Source organism: Salegentibacter salegens (assembly GCF_900142975.1).
GTDB lineage: Bacteria > Bacteroidota > Bacteroidia > Flavobacteriales > Flavobacteriaceae > Salegentibacter > Salegentibacter salegens.
Genome location: NZ_LT670848.1, coordinates 424,706 through 443,588 on the forward strand (window position 1 = coordinate 424,706; position 18,883 = coordinate 443,588).

The following is an 18,883-nucleotide window of genomic DNA, read 5'->3' on the forward strand; positions in this document are numbered from 1 at the left end:
GTACCCCCGGGAGAAGAAGCAGACAGAGTTGAGCTAACACTCCCATCGTTTCTTTGGAAATATTGGTGTGACTTACCAGGTTTTACCTGAATTAGAGCTTAGTGCCAACGTGCGTTCAGATATGTATACTCAGAATATTGAAACCCGTAGAGGTTTTGGAGGAACAGGAGTGCCTGGTTACACCGTAGGGAAGTATCAAAATACTGAAATGAATTACGAGTTATTAGCTCAATATAATAAAGAATTTGGAGATTTTTCTCTTAATGGTACAATAGGTGGGAACATCTTCGATAGAAGGTATTCTTATGTTTACCAAGCAACAGAAGGAGGGTTAACTACTCCAGGTTTTTACAATATTGATGCATCCATAGATAGGCCAACAACAACTTCTTATCTATTACGAAAGCAAATTAGATCTGGGTTTGCAATGGCTTCTGTAGGATACCAGGACACATACTTTGTAGAGGCAAGTATAAGAAATGATAATTCTTCGACTTTACCGGAAGAAAATAATTCTTACTGGTATCCTTCAGTTTCAGGAAGTATGGTTTTTAGCGAACTCACCGATTGGAAACCACTTACTTTTGGTAAGCTTAGAGCTAGTTATGCGCAAGCAGGATCAGACTTAGCTCCTTACCAAACCAGTAATTTTTATACTGTAGGGACGGTCTATAATAATATAAATACTCTATCAGTACCAAATTCTCTGCCTAACCCAAACATTCTTCCTTCATTTGCTCATTCTTATGAAATAGGGGTAGATCTTAGGTTTTTAAATAACCGTTTAGGACTTGATGTTACTTATTACGAACAAAGAAATAAAGATCAAATAATAGATTTGGATATTTCAGGTGCAACGGGATATAGTTCCCGGATTTTAAATGCAGGTGAAATTACAAACAATGGTATAGAATTATCCCTTACTGGTACTCCAGTGAAGACGAATAACTTTAGGTGGGATGCAACTTTAAATTTAAACAGAAACAGAAGTGAAGTTGTAGAACTTCATCCAGGTATAGATGTGTACCAGTATGGTTCCACAACCTATTCTTCGGTAAATAGTTATTTAAATTCTTATGAAGGTGAACCTTTTGGGAGTTTGGTAGGTCAGGCCTATCAACGAGATGAAGCCTCAGGAGAAATTTTGTTAGACGCCAATAATATGCCTTTGTATACTGATGCAACGCATAACTTCGGGAGCGTATTGCCAGACCTAACCGGAGGGTTTCAGAATAATATCCAGTTTGGAAATTTTAATCTTGCAGCTATGATAGATTTCCAAAAAGGCGGACAATTTTTTAGCAGATCTAAAATGCTGGCAGTAAGAACAGGACAGGACCCAATAACTGTAGCTACCAATTCTAACGGAGCAAATGTAAGAGATCCGCTTGAAGAAGGCGGGGGCGTTGAAGTTAATGGGATTTCCGCAGAAACAGGAGAAGAGGTTAATGCCTTTGTCGATGCCAGGTCTTATTATCGTAATGTATTAGGAAGAAGAATTTACGAAGAATGGTTATATGATGCTTCTTATATTAAATTAAGAGAAGTTAGGTTAGGCTATACATTTGGTCCTGGATTAATGGAGAAACTTCCTTTTGAAGCTGTAAACCTTGCATTTATAGCAAGAAACCCGGCGATGCTCTGGCAAAATGCCCCGGAAGGTATAGATCCTTCAGAAATATCTACTGGTAGTCAGGATATTAGCTGGTATGAATCTGGCCAATTAATTTCGGTTAGGTCTTACGGCTTAAACCTAAATATTACATTTTAAATAGAAAACGATGAAAAAAATATATATAGTATTATTCAGTAGTTTATTTATTTGGAGTTGCAACAAGTTCGACGACGAGATAAATACGAACCCAAACCGGCCAAGTGAAGCTTCCGGAACCCAATTAATTGCAAGCGCCCAATTATCTCTTCCGGGATTAAGTTCATCCCCAAAAGGAGCTTTTATGGCACAATATCTTGCAGAGACCCAGTATGTTGGTCAGTCGCTTTATCCGCAGGAAAGTACAAGTTTTTATAGCTGGTATCAAAGCCCCTTAATTAATTTACAAACTGTTATAGATTCAGAAGAATTGAATGGAAATGATGGACCTGTGGCCAATCAAAAAGCAGTAGCTAAAATTCTAAAAGCATATTATTTTTGGAATATTACAGATAGATGGGGTGATGTACCTTATTTTGACGCCCTCCAGGGAGGCGATAATTATACCCCAGTTTATGATCCTCAAGAAGAAATTTATTATGACCTTTTTGAGGAACTAAAAGAAGCAAGGGGGATGATTGTTTCAGGAAGTATCAATAATGATATAGTCTATAATGGTGATATGGAAAAATGGCAAAAGTTTGCCAATACCGTAAGAATGTTAATGGCTTTGAGATTGTCTGAAGTTGACCCTGAAAAAGGAAGCACTGAATTTAACGAAGCTGTAAATGATGGGGTCTTTGAATCTAATAGTGATAACCTTGTATATCGTCATTTGGCAGATGCCGATAATCAAAATTATTGGTTTGGACAGGTGGTAAATCAAAATCGCGAATGGTGGGCGCTTTCTGAAACCTTAGTTGAAGAAATGAAACCTGTAGATGATCCACGTTTAGTTGTTTATGGAGATCCAGCGAGAAGTTCTGGGGAGTATGTAGGACTTGAGTTTGGAAAAGAGGAAGTAACCGGTACTGAAACCGAAGAATTCTCTTTACTAGGTTCTGATATTTATGCCCAAGATGCCCCCGTTTATTTAGTAACCTATGGGCAGGTTTTATTTGCTATGGCTGAAGCTGTTGAGCGAGATTGGATTACAGGAGATGCCGAAGATTATTACAATATGGCTATTGAAGCATCTATGGAACAATGGACTGGCAGTAGTGAAGGTGTGGAAGATTTTTTAAGCAATCCTGAAGTGGCTTTTGATGCTAATAATGCTATTGAAAGTATAGCAAATCAGCGTTGGGTACACCTTTATATGTTTGGTTATGAAGCCTGGTCCGAATGGAGAAGAACTGGGTATCCAAATGACCTGGTAGAGCCAAATGGAATGGCCGTGCCAACCCGCTTAAGCTACCCAGATAATGAGGCCTTTAATAACGAAGAAAATTACAATGATGCTATTGAGCGACAGTTTGGTGGTGATGATAGTATTTATGGTAATGTTTGGTGGGACGAATAAATCTTTATAAAAAACAATAACTTCAAATCTCCCGGCCTGCCCGGGAGATTTTAGTTTTAAATACTTTTAAAATGAGATATGTACTTATAATTTTCACTATTTTTCTATTCAGTTGTAAAAGTGCTGATATTTCTGAAGAAATTATTGATCGCCCAATTATTTTTAATGAAGAACGAAAGCAACTTAGCCTGGATTATTTAAAGGCACGTTACGATTTAGAACAATCGGCTCCCGAAATAATTCCAAAAATGATTGTGTTACACTGGACGGCTATACCAGATTTGGAAAGCTCTTTTCGTGCATTTAATCCTGTTAAATTACCCGGCGCAAGAGAAGATATTCAAGAGGGCGGGGCTTTAAATGTTTCAGCACATTTTCTTGTAGATAGGGATGGAATAATTTACCGCTTAATGCCTGAAACAACGATGGCAAGACACGTTATTGGATTAAACCATGCCGCGATTGGAGTAGAAAATGTTGGTGGTACTAAAACGACTCCGCTTACTAAAGCTCAACTTAAAGCTAATATTGATTTAGTGAAATATTTAAGTGAAAAATATAATATAGAATATTTGCTGGGGCATTACGAATATCCGCAGTTTGAAGGCCACGAATTATGGTTAGAAAAAGATAAGTCTTACCGAACCCAAAAGACCGATCCCGGAAAAGATTTTATGCAAAAAGTGCGGGAAAAAACTAAAAACCTTAATTTTAAACCGGTACCAAAAAATCAATAAAAAATGAATTTCAAAAATATAAGTTTCCTCTTCTTTTTATGCGGGTTTTTTACTGTTTCAGTTAGCTCAGCACAGGAAAAAGCACTTTATAAAGCGTTGTATAATTCCTATGAAGATTTTAAAGAAAATTCTATTGAAAAACGCCGATTTACACAAGCTAAAATTCAGCCTTTAATAGAAAAATTTCAGGAAAAAGAGAATTTTGAGGTAGCAAAAGTTGGAGCGTCCATAGAGGGCAGGCCGCTTCAGTTAATTTCAGTTGGTTCAGGGGATGTAGACGTTTTTCTCTGGTCGCAAATGCACGGTGACGAATCTACGGCTACCCTGGCGATTTTCGATATTCTCAATTTTATTGATTCTGAAGCATTTTCAGAAGAAAAAGAGCAACTATTGAAAAATGTAAAACTTCACTTTTTACCAATGTTGAATCCTGATGGCGCTCAGCGTTTTCAGCGTAGAAACTTGTTGGGAGTAGATATTAATCGCGATGCTTTACGTTTACAATCGCCAGAAAGTAAGACTTTAAAAAGAGTGCGGGATAGTTTGGATGCCGATTTTGGATTTAACCTTCACGATCAAAGCACTTATTATAATGCCGAAAGAACCCCCAAACCAGCAACTATTTCATATCTGGCGCCAGCCTATAATTATGAAAAATCTATAAATGATGTTCGTGCCGCCGCAATGCAGGTAATTGTTCAAATGAATAATATTCTGCAGGAATACGCCCCGGGCCAGGTTGGGCGATATAACGACGATTTTGAACCCAGAGCTTTTGGAGATAATATTCAAAAATGGGGAACCAGCACTATTTTAATTGAATCGGGTGGCTACCCAAATGATCCCGAAAAGCAGGAGATTAGAAAGTTAAATTTCGTTTCAATTCTTGCTGCAGTTTTTTCTATTGCTGAAGAAGATTATAAAAATGCTGAGATATCTGAATACGAGAAAATACCGAATAATGACCGTAAACTTTTTGATCTTAAGCTCACCGGACTTACCTATGAGCTGTTGGGAGAAGAATATATATTAGATTTAGGAATTAATCAGCGAGAAGTTCAGGACGAAAACCTGGATTATTTTTACGATGGCTATATAGCAGACAGGGGCGATCTTTCTACATTTTACGGCTATGAAGCGTTGGATGCTTCTGGTTATAAATTAGTGGCAGGAAAACTTTATCCTGAAAGTTTTCAGAATTTAGCTGAGCTTCAGCAGGAAAATATTTCAGAAATACTTCGCGATGGGTATGCTTATGTTGCTTTAAATGAACTTCCCGAAGAAGATTTTACAGAAATTCCCATTAATATTGTTTCTGAAGAGTTTAAAATTTCAGAAAGTCTGCAGCCTCATTTCTTTCTCGAAAAAGATGGGGAATTAGAATACGCGGTTATTAACGGATTTCTGATAGATCTTTCCGATGAAAAATTCCAGGTAGAAAATGCGCTTATTTTAGATTAGAAAGTAATTCAGCCGGAAGCACAGCTTAAAAATAAGAGATTACGTATCTTTGCAGGCTATGATTACAGAAGAGACTAAGGCACTGGTAGACGATGGGATTATGCTTCCGCTAATGGAAGAATTTTACACCATCCAGGGAGAGGGATTTCATAAAGGAACGGCCGCTTATTTTATTAGAATTGGAGGCTGTGATGTAGGATGCCACTGGTGTGATGTGAAAGAGAGCTGGGACCCGAATATTCACCCGCCAACGCATATTGGGGAGATTGTTGAAAAAGCGGTTGCAAGTAGTAAAACTATTGTAATTACGGGGGGAGAGCCGTTAACCTGGGATATGACGAGGCTTACCGGTGCGCTAAAAGATAAAGGTTGTGATATTCATATTGAAACTTCGGGGGCATATAAATTAACCGGACAATGGGATTGGATTTGTTTATCGCCAAAGAAAATAAAATTACCTACCGAAGAAATTTATCCGCTGGCCCACGAGCTTAAAGTGATAATTTTTAATAAGCACGATTTTAAGTTTGCTGAGGAACAGGCCGAAAAAGTTAGTGAGAATTGCATTCTATATTTGCAGCCAGAATGGAGCAACCGGGATAAAATGATGCCACTAATTGTAGATTTTGTAATGAAAAACCCGAAGTGGAAAGTTTCGCTTCAAACGCATAAATATCTTAATATTCCATAAAAAAATAAATTGACTCAAAAGTGGAGGCCGTCAAGCTGAACTGGTTTCAGCTTCTAAGTTGTTACTGATATATCTTATTAGATCCTGAAATAAATTCAGGATGACGATTTGTCTAATAATTTTTGCATCAGCTACATCCTAAATATCTCAACATTCCATAAAAAAACGGCTGTTTGTAACTCAAACAGCCGTTTTTAGTAATAATTAATTTATTCCTATCCCGCGGGCGAGAAAGGGACTTTAATATATTTATCGGCCCAACCCATTAATAGATTTGCGCCAGCTTCATTTTCTTTCTGCTCTATAGCCATTGAGAAATTCTCAATTTTCTGGCTAGAATTTCTAACAGGAACTTTAATTCTTACATAATCCTGTTTGTCGGTATATTCATAAGCTCCCCAGATATGAGTAGATTGGTTTAGAATAACAGTCCACTCTTTTTCATCTGGAATTGTATATAATGTATAAGTACCTGCATTTACAGTTTTACCACCTATTTCCATGTCTTTATAAAAAGTGATTTCAGTGGCTTCGTTAGCGCCGGTTCTCCAAACTTCTCCGTAAGGCACCAGTTTACCAAATATTTCACGATCTCGTGTTTGAGGACGGCTGTAAATTACCCGCATAATTACCTCATCTTTTTGGTCTCGGTGTATAATCATATCCATCGGGCTGGTATCTAACTTTGGAAAATTAGGTCCGTTGGTATTTTCTGTTTCCTGGGCGTTTAAATTCTGGAATCCCAGAAATCCAATTAAACATAGTGTAGTTAAAAGTATTTTCTTCATTGTATTTGATTTTTAAGGTTAAAGATAGTTTACTGTTATTTCTTAAGGTGTTAAAGATTTATTTAGTTGCTGTTAAATTATTGAATTTTTACAGATGTAAAGTTTGTAAGCTTTTTCAATACAATTTGCTTACTTCTGAATTCTAATTTCGTGAATAATATTTTCACATTATACCAATATACTAATTTGTGTTTATATAATGTAATCTCTGACGCATATTTGTATGGAATTATTAATGCAAATGTTATGTGTGGAATTTTAGCAGTAATCGGAAAACGATTATCAGAAGAAAAGATCGGCGGTCTATCCAAAAGAATGTCGCACCGCGGTCCAGATGAAAGTGATGTACATGTAACCGAAGAAGGTTATGTATTAAGTCACGAAAGATTGTCTATTGTAGATCTTGAAACCGGAAAACAACCTATCCAGGGAACTTCAACAGCCTGGATGATTCATAACGGCGAGATTTATAACCACCAGGCACTGCGAAATAATGAATTAAAAGATCATTCTTTTAGAACAACAGGAGACTCAGAAGTAATTGTTCATTTATATGAAGAATTTGGAGTAGATTTTCTTGATAAATTAGACGGAGTATTTTCTTTTGTTGTGGTAGATGGTAAAGATTTTATCGCTGCAAGGGATCCAATTGGAGTAAAACCGCTTTACTACGGAACAGATGATGAAGGTTCTATTTGGTTTGCCAGTGAAATGAAAACCTTGGTAGATCAATGTAGTAGTTTTGCAGCTTTTCCTCCCGGGCATTATTATACGCCACAAACCGGTTTTGTAGAATATTATACTCCAGATTGGTTTGATTATAAAAAAGCTACGAAAGAATTAGATCTTTCAAAAATAAGAGAAAGCTTAATTGAGGCAACTCGTAAAAGATTAATGGCCGATGTTCCTCTGGGAGTTTTATTAAGTGGAGGTTTAGATTCATCTTTAACTTCTTCTATCGCTGCCAGATTAATGAAAGATAGCGGTCAAAAATTACACTCGTTCTCTATTGGTTTAGATGAAACTGCACCAGATCTTGTTGCTGCGAGAAAAGTTGCTGAATTCCTGGGAACCGAGCATTCTGAAATCCATTTTACCGTTGAAGAAGGAATTGATATCCTAAAAAAACTGGTATGGCATTTAGAAACTTACGATGTAACTTCAATAAGAGCCAGCACACCAATGTATTTCCTTTCTAAAGGAATTAAAGAAAAAGGCGTAAAAGTGGTTTTAAGCGGGGAAGGAGCCGATGAGATCTTTGGAGGCTACCTTTACTTTAAAAACGCACCAACTCCTGATGATTTCCAAAAAGAAACCATTAGACGGGTACAAAGACTTGCTACTGCAGATTGCCTGCGAGCAGATAAATCTACAATGGCCCACGGCCTGGAAGCAAGGGTGCCATTCTTAGATAAAGCCTTCTTAAAAACAGCAATGGAAACTGAAGCTGTTCATAAACTGCCAAAAACCTATGATGGAGTTGAGAAATATATTCTTAGAAAAGCTTTTGATACTCCAGAACAGCCATTTTTACCAGATGAGGTTTTATGGAGACAAAAAGAACAATTTAGCGATGGTGTTGGTTATAGCTGGATAGACGAGCTTATTGCCCACGCTTCAGCAAGAGTTAGTGATGAACAAATGGCAACGGCTGCAGAGAAGTATCCTTACAACACACCGGCTACTAAAGAAGCTTATTTCTACAGAGAAATATTCCATAGTCATTACCCACAGGAAAACGCCGCAAAAACAGTAAAAAGATGGATTCCGAAATGGCAGGAAGACCTGGATCCAAGTGGAAGAGCAAACACATCTCACGTGGCGACAAATGCTAAAAAACAACTTGAAGAATTAGCCCAAATATAAAGTAAACAATCGTGTGGTTTGTTATGCCCGAAATGCAGCATCAATTTCGCTGTATTTTGGGCTTTTTTTTGCACAAATTGTTAATAACTTAAAACCCTTGTCAAGCTTCTTAGCCTATTAAAAATGTGCGTTTTGTTATATTTGTTCGTTATTCAAAATAGACGAATTTAATTAGCAAAATATATGAGCGAAGAACCCAAAAAACAAAGTTATTCGGCCGATAGTATTCAGGCTTTAGAAGGAATGGAGCACGTGCGCCTTAGGCCTTCAATGTATATTGGGGATACCGGTGTAAGAGGTTTGCACCATTTGGTGTACGAGGTGGTAGATAACTCTATAGATGAGGCTATGGCCGGCCATTGTGATACGATTAAAGTAACCATAAATGAAGATGGCTCGGTAACTACCGAAGATAACGGACGGGGAATTCCTGTAGACCTTCACAAAAAAGAAGGTGTTTCTGCCCTTGAGGTTGTAATGACCAAAATTGGTGCCGGTGGTAAATTCGATAAAGATTCTTATAAAGTTTCCGGCGGACTGCACGGGGTTGGGGTAAGTTGTGTAAATGCACTTTCTTCTACACTTAAAGCCACGGTTTACAGGGATAACCAGATTTGGGAACAGGAATATGAAAAAGGAAAACCGATGTACCCGGTTAAACCTGCTGGTGAAACAGAACTAAACGGTACAGTGATTACGTTTAAGCCAGATTCCAGTATTTTTCAGCAAAGTGTAGATTATAACTACGACACTTTGGCTAGCAGGATGCGTGAGTTGGCTTTTTTAAACAAAGGAATTCAAATTACACTTACCGATAAGCGTGAAGTTAATGATAAAGGAGAATATCTTTCTGAAAGGTTTTATTCTGAAGAAGGATTAAAAGAATTTATTAAATTTCTTGATGGAAATCGCGAGCCAATTATAAGTCATGTGATCGCGATGGAAAGCGAAAAGAACGATATTCCTGTTGAGGTTGCGATGATTTACAATACCTCGTTTAGCGAAAACCTTCATTCTTACGTAAATAATATTAATACCCACGAGGGTGGTACCCATTTATCTGGGTTTAGACGTGGTTTAACAACTACACTTAAAAAATATGCCGACGCCTCTGGGATGTTGGATAAACTGAAGTTTGAGATTGTTGGAGATGATTTCCGTGAGGGATTAACCGCAATAATTTCAGTAAAAGTTGCCGAACCTCAGTTTGAAGGGCAAACGAAAACAAAACTTGGAAACAGGGAAGTGACTTCGGCGGTTTCACAATCTGTTTCCGAAATGCTTGAAAATTACCTTGAAGAAAACCCGAATGATGCCAAAACCATTATTCAGAAAGTGATTCTTGCCGCCCAGGCCAGGAACGCGGCTAAAAAAGCCCGTGATATGGTGCAGCGTAAAACCGCAATGAGTATTGGCGGTTTACCTGGGAAATTATCTGACTGTTCTGAGCAGGATCCGGTTCAAAGTGAAGTATTTCTTGTAGAGGGTGACTCTGCAGGTGGTACTGCCAAGCAAGGTAGAGACCGTAGATTCCAGGCTATTCTTCCGTTAAGAGGTAAAATTTTGAATGTTGAAAAAGCGATGACACATCGTGTATTTGATAATGAAGAGATAAAAAATATTTACACTGCGCTGGGGGTGACTATTGGTACTGAAGAAGATAGTAAAGCTTTGAATACCGATAAATTAAGATATCATAAAGTAGTGATAATGTGTGATGCCGATGTAGATGGTAGTCACATTGAAACACTAATCCTGACGTTCTTTTATAGATATATGAAAGAATTAATAGAAGGAGGCCATATTTTTATCGCAACTCCGCCTTTATATTTAGTTAAAAAAGGAAGCAGGAAGCGCTATGCCTGGAGCGAAGAAGAACGTGATGAAATTGCTGAAAGTTACAGTGGTGGAGTTCAGATTCAACGTTATAAAGGTCTTGGTGAGATGAATGCTGAGCAACTTTGGGATACCACTATGGATCCTGAAAGACGTAAACTAAGACAGGTGAATATTGATAATAGTGGGGAAGCCGATAGAATTTTCTCTATGTTAATGGGAGATGAAGTGCCGCCAAGACGTGAATTTATTGAGAAAAATGCTAAGTATGCTAATATTGATGCTTAAGCAATTTTAATTCCCACAAAATTTGAAACCCGTAAGCGCGCTTACGGGTTTTTTAATACCTTGAATTAACATTATTTTTGAAAAATATTTTTTGCTATTTTTACCCCCATAACTTAACACCTACTTATTTTGAAATTTCAAGCTAAATACCTCATTCTATTTTTATTATTTTCAGTTAATTCCTACGCTCAGGAGGGCGATGTTACAAAATTCGCAAATGAGATGCTGTATATTGCAGATGAATTTGCAGGACCTGCAGCCGAAGGGGTTGCTTATCAGGCCGGGGCCGGTTGGTTTACTTCAGCAACTGCTTTAAAACCGTGGAAAGTAGAGATTTCCTTTCAGGGAAATGCTTTATTTGTTCCTTCTAACAGGCAATCTTTTACAATATCAAATGGTGATCTTGCGGGTGTTCACGAGAGTGGTGGTCCAATTTTGAGTCTTAAAGGAGATGAAAGTAATGCTGTAGTGCCTACAGCTTTTGGTGAAGAAACTGATGTTTATTTTGAAGGAACTTTATTAGGAGAATCTTTTGAATTTCAGGCTCTCGAAGGCGTGAATAAAAGTGTGGTAGCATATCCTTTTGTTCAGGCTAATGTAGGTTTACCTTATGAAACAGAATTTTCGGCAAGATTTTTACCTCAGTTAACTGTAGATGGAGTGGCTATCACAACTTATGGCGCCGGAGTAAAACATAATTTCTCGCAATATTTTAAATTTAATAATGAAGAAGACTTTCAAGCCGCTGCTATAATCGCTTACAGTAAATTTGATGTAGAGTATGAATTTAGTCCTGTAAATATAGATAACGTTGTAAACTTGAATTTGGTAAACGTAAACTCTAACCTGTGGATGGCATCTGTTATGGGATCTAAATTGTACGGCGATAGTTTTGAAGTTTTTGGAGCTTTAGGAGCAACAAACTCAAACTTTAATTATGCAATGGGCGGTTCGGGTGTTGCTTTAGGGCCAATTAATTCGGCATTACGCGGTTTAGATCAAAGTCAGGCACAATTTAAAGCCGATTTAGGTTTTAATATTTACTTCAATAAATTTAAAATTAGTACCATGGCCACTGCAGGTAAGTTTTTTCACCTTAACGCCGGCTTGCATTTTAGAATATAAAACCCATAGTTTTAACCATATCTTATAGTAATACTATAGCAATATTTGTATTTTTGGAATCAAATATTAATCGATTTAAATAAAATATAAGATGAAAGTTACTATAGTAGGAGCAGGTGCCGTAGGCGCCAGTTGTGCAGAATATGTTGCTATTAAAGATTTTGCTTCAGAAGTGGTTTTACTCGATATTAAAGAAGGAGTAGCCGAAGGGAAAGCAATGGATTTAATGCAAACCGCAACGCTAAACGGTTTTGATACTAAAATTACAGGAACTACAAACGATTATTCTAAAACTGCCGGCAGTGATGTAGCAGTAATTACCAGTGGTATTCCGCGTAAACCGGGAATGACACGTGAGGAATTAATAGGAATAAACGCCGGGATTGTAAAAGAAGTTTCTTCAAACCTTATTAAGCATTCTCCAAATGTAACCTTAATCGTGGTAAGTAATCCTATGGATACCATGACTTACCTTGTGCATAAAACCACCGGCCTTCCAAAGAATAAAATTATTGGAATGGGTGGAGCTTTAGATAGCGCACGTTTTAAATTTAGATTGAGTGAAGCTTTAGAATGCCCACCATCAGATGTTGATGGGATGGTAATTGGAGGTCACAGTGATACCGGGATGGTGCCGCTAACTAGATTGGCTACAAGAAATTCTGTACCTGTATCAGCATTTTTATCTGAAGATCGCTTAAACCAGGTTTCAGAAGATACTAAAGTAGGTGGAGCAACCCTTACTAAATTATTAGGAACCAGTGCCTGGTATGCACCGGGAGCTGCAGTTTCAGCTTTGGTTCAGGCAATTGCTTGTGACCAAAAGAAAATGTTCCCTTGCTCGGCAATGTTAGAAGGTGAGTACGGATTAAATGATATTTGTATTGGAGTACCTGCGATTTTAGGTAAAGACGGACTTGAAAAAATTGTTGAGATCGAGCTTGATGATGCAGAGTCTAATAAGATTAAAGAAAGTGCAGAGGGCGTGAATAAAACCAATGCCCTATTAGAACTATAAGTAGTTTTAAACTTGAATATATGTTAAAAAAGGCCGCAAAACTTGCGGCCTTTTTTATGTTTAAAAGTTAAATTATTCAAAAAAAAATTGTTGGCATTTCATTTTTGAAACCCTATATTTGTCCGTTTTTAAAATCGACCTAATTAATTATAACTTAAGGAATAATGCAGAACAAAGGACTGATTAAGGTTTTTGCAATTTTATTTGGGCTGGTATGTATATATCAGTTGTCTTTTACTTTTATTACGAATAGTGTAGAAAGTGAAGCTGAAGATTTTGCCACGCAAAGAATTAGCGAAAATGTAGAAGATTATTCGGCGTTGCGAGATGCTGAAGAAGAAAGGTATCTAGATTCGGTAGCGAATAATGAGGTAATTGCCGGCATCACATACAGTGACGCGAAAGACAAGGAGCTAAATAAAGGGCTTGACCTTAAAGGAGGGATTAACGTAATTCTTCAAATTTCGGTTAAAGATATTCTTGCCGGATTAGCTAATAATACCGACGATCCTGCTTTTAACCAGGCCATTGCTGAAGCTGATGAAGCTTCTAAAGATAGCCAGGATGATTATATTGATCTTTTCTTTGAAGCTTTTAATGATATTCCCGATGCTGAACTTGCATCTCCAGATATCTTTGCTAATAAAACCTTAAGCGACGACATCAATTTTGATATGTCTAATGACGAGGTCGAAACCGTTATTCGAAGAAAGGTTGATGAATCTATTACTTCGGCTTTTGAAGTATTAAGAAAGCGTATTGATAAGTTTGGGGTAACCCAACCCAATATTCAGCGTTTAGGAAATTCAGGAAGAATTCTTGTTGAATTACCGGGCGCAAAAGATATTAACAGGGTAAAAGGTTTGCTGCAGAGTACTGCACAACTTGAATTCTGGCACGTTTACAAAAACACCGAATTAGGTAATTTCCTTGCTCAGGCTAATAATGTTCTTAAGGATGTTGTAAATAAAGATGAAGCAGAAACTGAAACTGATACTACAGCAACAGAAAGCGATAGTGATATAGACGAACTTCTTGCTGAAAGTGAAGATGATACTACCGAAGTAGCTACAGGAAACAATCCTTTATTTGAATTGGTGCAAGGTCCAGGCTTCCAGGGAGGTCCGGTAATAGCATATTTTTCTGTACAGGATACCGCAAAAGTTAATAATTATCTTGAAATGTCCCAGGTTAGGTCTATTCTAACTGGAGAACAACGTTACGCTAAATTTGCCTGGGGAATCCCGGAAGACGAAGAAGGTGTAGTTGGTCTTTATGCATTAAAGGGTAATCGTAACATGGAGCCACCACTTAGTGGAGACGTGATTACAGATGCGCAACAAACTTACGACCAAATGGGCCGTGTTGCAGTTTCTATGCAAATGGATGGAAGAGGAGCTAAGCTATGGGAAGAAATGACCGGCCAGGCTTCAACGCAACAGAGTAACATAGCTATCGTTTTAGATAATACAGTATATTCAGCTCCCGGAGTTTCAACCGGGCCTATTTCAGGTGGAAGAAGCGAAATTAGTGGAGATTTTAGTATTACTGAAGGTCAGGATTTGGCCAATGTGCTTAGAGCAGGTAAACTTCCTGCTTCCGCAGATATTATTCAGAGTGAAATTGTAGGACCAAGTTTAGGTCAGGAAGCTATAGACAGCGGGATTTGGTCTTTCGGAATCGCGCTTATTTTTGTATTGATATGGATGATTTTCTACTACGGTAAGGCCGGTATTTTTGCCGATGTAGCCCTTGCAGTAAACATCTTATTTATCTTCGGAATTCTTGCCGGTTTAGGAGCTGTGTTAACATTGCCTGGTATTGCCGGTATTGTATTAACCATTGGTATTTCGGTAGATGCAAACGTACTTATCTTTGAAAGAATCCGTGAGGAACTTGCTAAAGGTAAAATGCAGAAAGATGCTATTAAAGACGGATTTAATAATGCGCTTTCTTCAATTTTAGATGCGAATATTACTACCGGTTTAACTGGTTTTATCTTATTGATCTTAGGTACAGGCCCAATAAAAGGTTTTGCCACTACCTTATTAATAGGTATCGCAACTTCTTTATTTACTGCAATTTTCATCACCAGGTTATTTATAGATGGATATGGTAAAAACGGGAAATCACTTGAATTCTCTACCGGTGCAACCAAAAATCTTTTCAGAAATGTAAAAGTTGATTGGCTTGGGAAACGTAAGGTAGCTTATGTAATCTCCGGAATTTTAATTATTCTAAGTGTTGGTTCATTGTTAGTTCAGGGATTAAATCAGGGAGTTGATTTTCTTGGAGGTAGAACTTATACTGTGCGTTTTGATAAAGATGTTAATCCAACCGATGTTGAACAGGATCTTATTGCTGAATTTGGAAGTGCCGAAGCAAAAACTTTCGGACCAAATAATCAGTTAAAAATCACTACAAAATATAAAGTAGATGAAGAGAGCACTGAAGTAGATAACGAGATCCAGGAATCTATGTTCTCTGCTTTACAATCTTATCTTCCTGCCGATCTTACTTTCGATGAGTTTACTACTGGCGGTGCCGAAAAGGAAATCGGTATTATGCAGTCTATGAAAGTAGGCCCAACTATTGCCGATGATATTAAAAATGATTCACTCTGGGCAATTTTAGGATCGCTCGTGGTTATTTTCCTATACATCTTACTGCGATTTAGAAAATGGCAGTTTAGTATTGGTGCCGTTGCCGCAGTAGCACACGATGTTATTATAGTGCTTGGTATTTTCTCACTTCTTTATAAAGTGATGCCATTTAGTATGGAAATTAACCAGGCATTTATCGCTGCAATACTTACGGTAATTGGTTACTCATTAAACGATACCGTGGTTGTATTTGATAGGATTAGGGAATTTGTAAACGAGCATACCAGCTGGCCCTTAGGTAGAACTGTGAATAGCGCTTTAGATAGTACTATTAGCCGTACATTGAACACCTCGCTTACCACCTTAATCGTGCTGCTTGCTATCTTTATCTTTGGAGGGGAAAGCATCAGAGGCTTTATGTTCGCCTTGATCATTGGTGTAATTGTAGGTACTTATTCCTCTTTATTTATCGCAACACCTGTTATGTTTGACAGTGTGACCGATAAATCTAAGATCGAAAAGAAGAAAAAAATTGAAGAAGATTCTGAAGCAACTACTGCTTAAGATTTCTTCGGAAATATATAAAGTAAAAAGCGCTCCTATTCGGGGCGCTTTTTTTATGGCTTGGTTTTGTTGAAACCAGGTTTTTGATTGCGTAAACCTTGTTACCGTGAAATTGGGAAGCCCCAGTGCAATTTTTTTTCTTCTGAAAAGTTCTAAAATAGAGAACTTTAATTATCTTTGTTTTAGATTTTTTATAATGAAGAGAATAGTTTCAAAAAAGACATTGAGAGAATTCTGGGAAAAGCATTCTGATTCAGAACAATATTTAAAGACCTGGCACGAAACAACTAAAAGTTCCAATTGGAGTTCTCCAAATGATGTGAAGAAAACTTATATAAATGCTAGCATTTTAAAAGATAGTAGAGTTGTTTTTAATACTAAAGGAAACTCATATAGATTAATTGTGAAATTCAATTATGAAAGACAGTGGGCCTTTATAAGATTTGTTGGTACACATGCAGAATATGATAAAATAGATGCTAACACAATTTAAAAATTAGAGCTATGAAAATTAAACCTTTAAAAAACGAAGAGGATTACGAGAGAGCTTTAGAAAGGCTAGAAGTAATATTTGATGCTCCAACTGATTCTGAGGAGGGGGATGAAGCGGAGATCCTTTCTATGATGATTGACAATTACGAAAATGAACATTATCCAATTGATGCTCCTGACCCTATTGAAGCAATAAAAATCAGAATGAAAGAAATGAATCTAAAACAAAAAGATTTAGTTGGAGTAATTGGAGGAAAGAGTAGAGTTTCAGAAATCCTGAATAAAAAGAAAAGATTGTCAGTAGATATGATTAGAGAACTTGAAAAAATCCTACATATTTCCGCTTCTGTTTTAGTAACTAATTACCAGTTAACGAAATAAAAAACCTGCATAGAACAACGGTTCACTGCATATAGGTGGTAGCGCTAGGAAGAAAATAGTTAACTTGATCAACAAACTAATATTAAGCCGACAAATCCGCGTTCCCTTACTCCCAACTGGCCAATAACCGGGATCATTCAGTAATGGTTCAAAACTACAAAAGACTATAAAAAATCCCTGTGCTGAGCTAATTTAGTAAATAAACAAGCTAGATTAAAAACCTAATCTATCCTTTGAAAATCTATTTTATCACCTACTTCTATATTCCAGTCGTCAGCAAGTCCGGCGTTTAATTCAAGAACAAACTGAGCCGGTTCTCGAGATGGTAAAGAAGTTTCATCCTGGGGCTGAGCATTCTTCTGAAAACTCACCGCAGTACTATCTGAAGCGAAATAAATAATATCTAAGGCTATATAAGTGTTTTTCATATAAAAAGACCTGGGCGCTTCATTATTGTAAATAAAAAGCATTCCCTGTTCGTCTTCCATACTCTCGCGGTACATTAAACCCGTTTCCCTTTCATAGGCGTTATCGGCAATTTCAATATCAATTTGCTGAATAGTATCTCCATTAGGCTTAAGCAAAGTTGCTTCCCCTTCTTTGGTGAACGTGATTTCTTCCGTTTCTATGGGTGCTTCAGTAGTGTTATCGTCTTTGCAAGCAGATAAGAAAGAAGCCGCTAAAACAGCCGATAAAATTATGGATTTACGTATCATACAGTTCTTGGTTTGGTGGGACGATACATAAAGTATAATCCTGCAATTATAAACGGAATACTAAGCCATTGCCCGGTATTTAATAACCAGGTGGTACGCTCTTCTACCTGGGCTTCCTTTACAAATTCAACAAAGAATCTTACCGTCCAAAGTAAAACAAGGAAAAGACCAAATAGATAACCTACTTTATGGCGTTTTTCGGTTTTCCAGTATAAAAACCATAGCAATATAAAGATAAGTAAATAGCAAAAAGATTCATATAACTGGGCTGGATGCCTCGGAAAAGTTTCTCCTAAATTTGCGAAAACCACTCCGTAATCTGAGTTCGTTGGTTTTCCTATAATTTCAGAATTCATAAAATTCCCTATTCTTACAAAAATGGCACCACTGGCTACTGGAATAACAATTCGGTCTAAAACCCAAAGCACGGGTTTGTCTAAAACACGTTTACGGTAAAGGTACATAGCGATAATAATCCCAATAGCTGCACCGTGACTGGCAAGGCCTCTAAAGCCGGTAAATTCAAATTCGGGCTCAAAGCGAACCGGTAAGAATATTTCTAATAAATGATTTTGAAAATAATCCCAATCATAAAAAATCACGTGCCCTAATCTTGCGCCTATTAATGTTGCTAAAACCGTGTAAATAAAAAGGGAGTCCAATTTCTCTATCGAGACTTTTTCCCTCACAAAAATGCTTTTCATAATGTACCAGCCAAGTCCGAAGGCTATCAAAAACATTAAACTGTAATAGTGAAGGGTAAAAAAACCTAAGTCTAAACCTTCTGAAGGGCTCCAGGTGATTGCGTTAAAAAGCATAAATTAAAATTGATTAGTAGGGTAAAGATACATATTTGCAAGTAGTTGCCCTATATTTTGGTTTCTGTTTTTTCGGGAACCGGGTCGTAGCCTTTTCCGCCCCACGGGTTGCAGCTAAAAATACGTTTTAAGCTAAGCCAGCCACCTTTAAAAATGCCAAAGCGTTGTAGTGCCGTTAAACTGTATTGCGAACATGTTGGGGTGTAGCGACAAGTTGCCGGTGTAAGTGGGGAAATAAAATTCTGGTAAAATTTTACCAACAGGATAAACGGATATGCCAACCATTTTTTAAGCATTGTTTTTCCTGTTTTTAGATGTTTATAATT

Annotated in this window: 16 protein-coding genes; 12 read left to right on the forward strand and 4 right to left on the reverse strand. The window is 37.3% G+C overall.

The genetic code is table 11. The features are described from left to right. The first annotated feature begins 67 nt into the window (after positions 1–67). The 5 genes from B5488_RS01895 to B5488_RS01915 all read left to right on the forward strand — a co-directional run bounded on the left by B5488_RS01895 (position 68) and on the right by B5488_RS01915 (position 6,062). Entirely contained in the window at positions 68–1,771 is a 1,704-nt protein-coding gene (locus tag B5488_RS01895; RefSeq protein ID WP_231919788.1) for a SusC/RagA family TonB-linked outer membrane protein, read from the forward strand. A gap of 10 nt (positions 1,772–1,781) precedes the next feature. After that, positions 1,782–3,173: a SusD/RagB family nutrient-binding outer membrane lipoprotein gene (locus tag B5488_RS01900; RefSeq protein WP_079733732.1), complete on the forward strand. Its 1,392-nt coding sequence runs from the start codon at positions 1,782–1,784 to the stop codon at positions 3,171–3,173. A gap of 71 nt (positions 3,174–3,244) precedes the next feature. Further along, complete coding sequence (locus tag B5488_RS01905; protein ID WP_079733733.1) at positions 3,245–3,910, forward strand: peptidoglycan recognition protein family protein; 666 nt, start codon at positions 3,245–3,247, stop codon at positions 3,908–3,910. Positions 3,911–3,913: 3 nt separating this feature from the next. Further along, positions 3,914–5,371, forward strand: coding sequence for a M14 family metallopeptidase (locus tag B5488_RS01910; RefSeq protein ID WP_079733734.1), 1,458 nt, complete (start codon positions 3,914–3,916; stop codon positions 5,369–5,371). A 58-nt stretch (positions 5,372–5,429) separates the two neighbouring features. Further along, on the forward strand, positions 5,430–6,062 hold the full coding sequence (locus B5488_RS01915; RefSeq protein WP_079733735.1) for a 7-carboxy-7-deazaguanine synthase QueE: 633 nt from the start codon (positions 5,430–5,432) through the stop codon (positions 6,060–6,062). A 215-nt stretch (positions 6,063–6,277) separates the two neighbouring features. Here B5488_RS01915 and B5488_RS01920 read toward each other — a convergent pair whose 3' ends face one another. Further along, a complete protein-coding gene (locus B5488_RS01920) occupies positions 6,278–6,850 on the reverse strand; it encodes a DUF2911 domain-containing protein (protein ID WP_079733736.1) in 573 nt (190 codons plus the stop codon). Between the two features lie 246 nt (positions 6,851–7,096). Here B5488_RS01920 and asnB point away from each other — a divergent pair, with 246 nt between their 5' ends. The 7 genes from asnB to B5488_RS01955 all read left to right on the forward strand — a co-directional run bounded on the left by asnB (position 7,097) and on the right by B5488_RS01955 (position 17,023). After that, entirely contained in the window at positions 7,097–8,716 is a 1,620-nt protein-coding gene (asnB, locus tag B5488_RS01925; protein ID WP_079733737.1) for an asparagine synthase B, read from the forward strand. Positions 8,717–8,899: 183 nt separating this feature from the next. After that, positions 8,900–10,840 (forward strand): DNA topoisomerase (ATP-hydrolyzing) subunit B, encoded by a 1,941-nt coding sequence (gene gyrB, locus B5488_RS01930; protein ID WP_079733738.1) that lies wholly within the window; start codon positions 8,900–8,902, stop codon positions 10,838–10,840. Positions 10,841–10,969: 129 nt separating this feature from the next. Beyond that, positions 10,970–11,965, forward strand: a complete 996-nt coding sequence (locus B5488_RS01935; RefSeq protein WP_079733739.1) for a DUF6588 family protein — start codon at positions 10,970–10,972, stop codon at positions 11,963–11,965. A 91-nt stretch (positions 11,966–12,056) separates the two neighbouring features. Then, on the forward strand, positions 12,057–12,983 hold the full coding sequence (gene mdh, locus B5488_RS01940; RefSeq protein ID WP_079733740.1) for a malate dehydrogenase: 927 nt from the start codon (positions 12,057–12,059) through the stop codon (positions 12,981–12,983). A gap of 164 nt (positions 12,984–13,147) precedes the next feature. Continuing rightward, entirely contained in the window at positions 13,148–16,150 is a 3,003-nt protein-coding gene (gene secDF, locus B5488_RS01945; protein WP_079733741.1) for a protein translocase subunit SecDF, read from the forward strand. A 196-nt stretch (positions 16,151–16,346) separates the two neighbouring features. Further along, entirely contained in the window at positions 16,347–16,643 is a 297-nt protein-coding gene (locus B5488_RS01950) for a type II toxin-antitoxin system HigB family toxin (protein WP_079736495.1), read from the forward strand. Between the two features lie 11 nt (positions 16,644–16,654). Beyond that, positions 16,655–17,023: a helix-turn-helix domain-containing protein gene (locus B5488_RS01955; RefSeq protein ID WP_079733742.1), complete on the forward strand. Its 369-nt coding sequence runs from the start codon at positions 16,655–16,657 to the stop codon at positions 17,021–17,023. A gap of 221 nt (positions 17,024–17,244) precedes the next feature. Here the strand turns inward: B5488_RS01955 and B5488_RS01960 are convergent, their stop codons facing one another. From B5488_RS01960 to yidD, 3 genes are read right to left on the reverse strand one after another with little or no spacing between them, the layout of a single operon-like run. Then, positions 17,245–17,739: a DUF192 domain-containing protein gene (locus B5488_RS01960; RefSeq protein WP_079733743.1), complete on the reverse strand. Its 495-nt coding sequence runs from the start codon at positions 17,737–17,739 to the stop codon at positions 17,245–17,247. Continuing rightward, positions 17,736–18,557 (reverse strand): prolipoprotein diacylglyceryl transferase, encoded by an 822-nt coding sequence (gene lgt, locus B5488_RS01965; RefSeq protein WP_079733744.1) that lies wholly within the window; start codon positions 18,555–18,557, stop codon positions 17,736–17,738. The genes B5488_RS01960 and lgt overlap by 4 nt, the downstream gene beginning before the upstream one ends. A gap of 50 nt (positions 18,558–18,607) precedes the next feature. Further along, positions 18,608–18,853 (reverse strand): membrane protein insertion efficiency factor YidD, encoded by a 246-nt coding sequence (yidD, locus tag B5488_RS01970; protein WP_079733745.1) that lies wholly within the window; start codon positions 18,851–18,853, stop codon positions 18,608–18,610. Between the last annotated feature and the right edge of the window lie 30 nt (positions 18,854–18,883).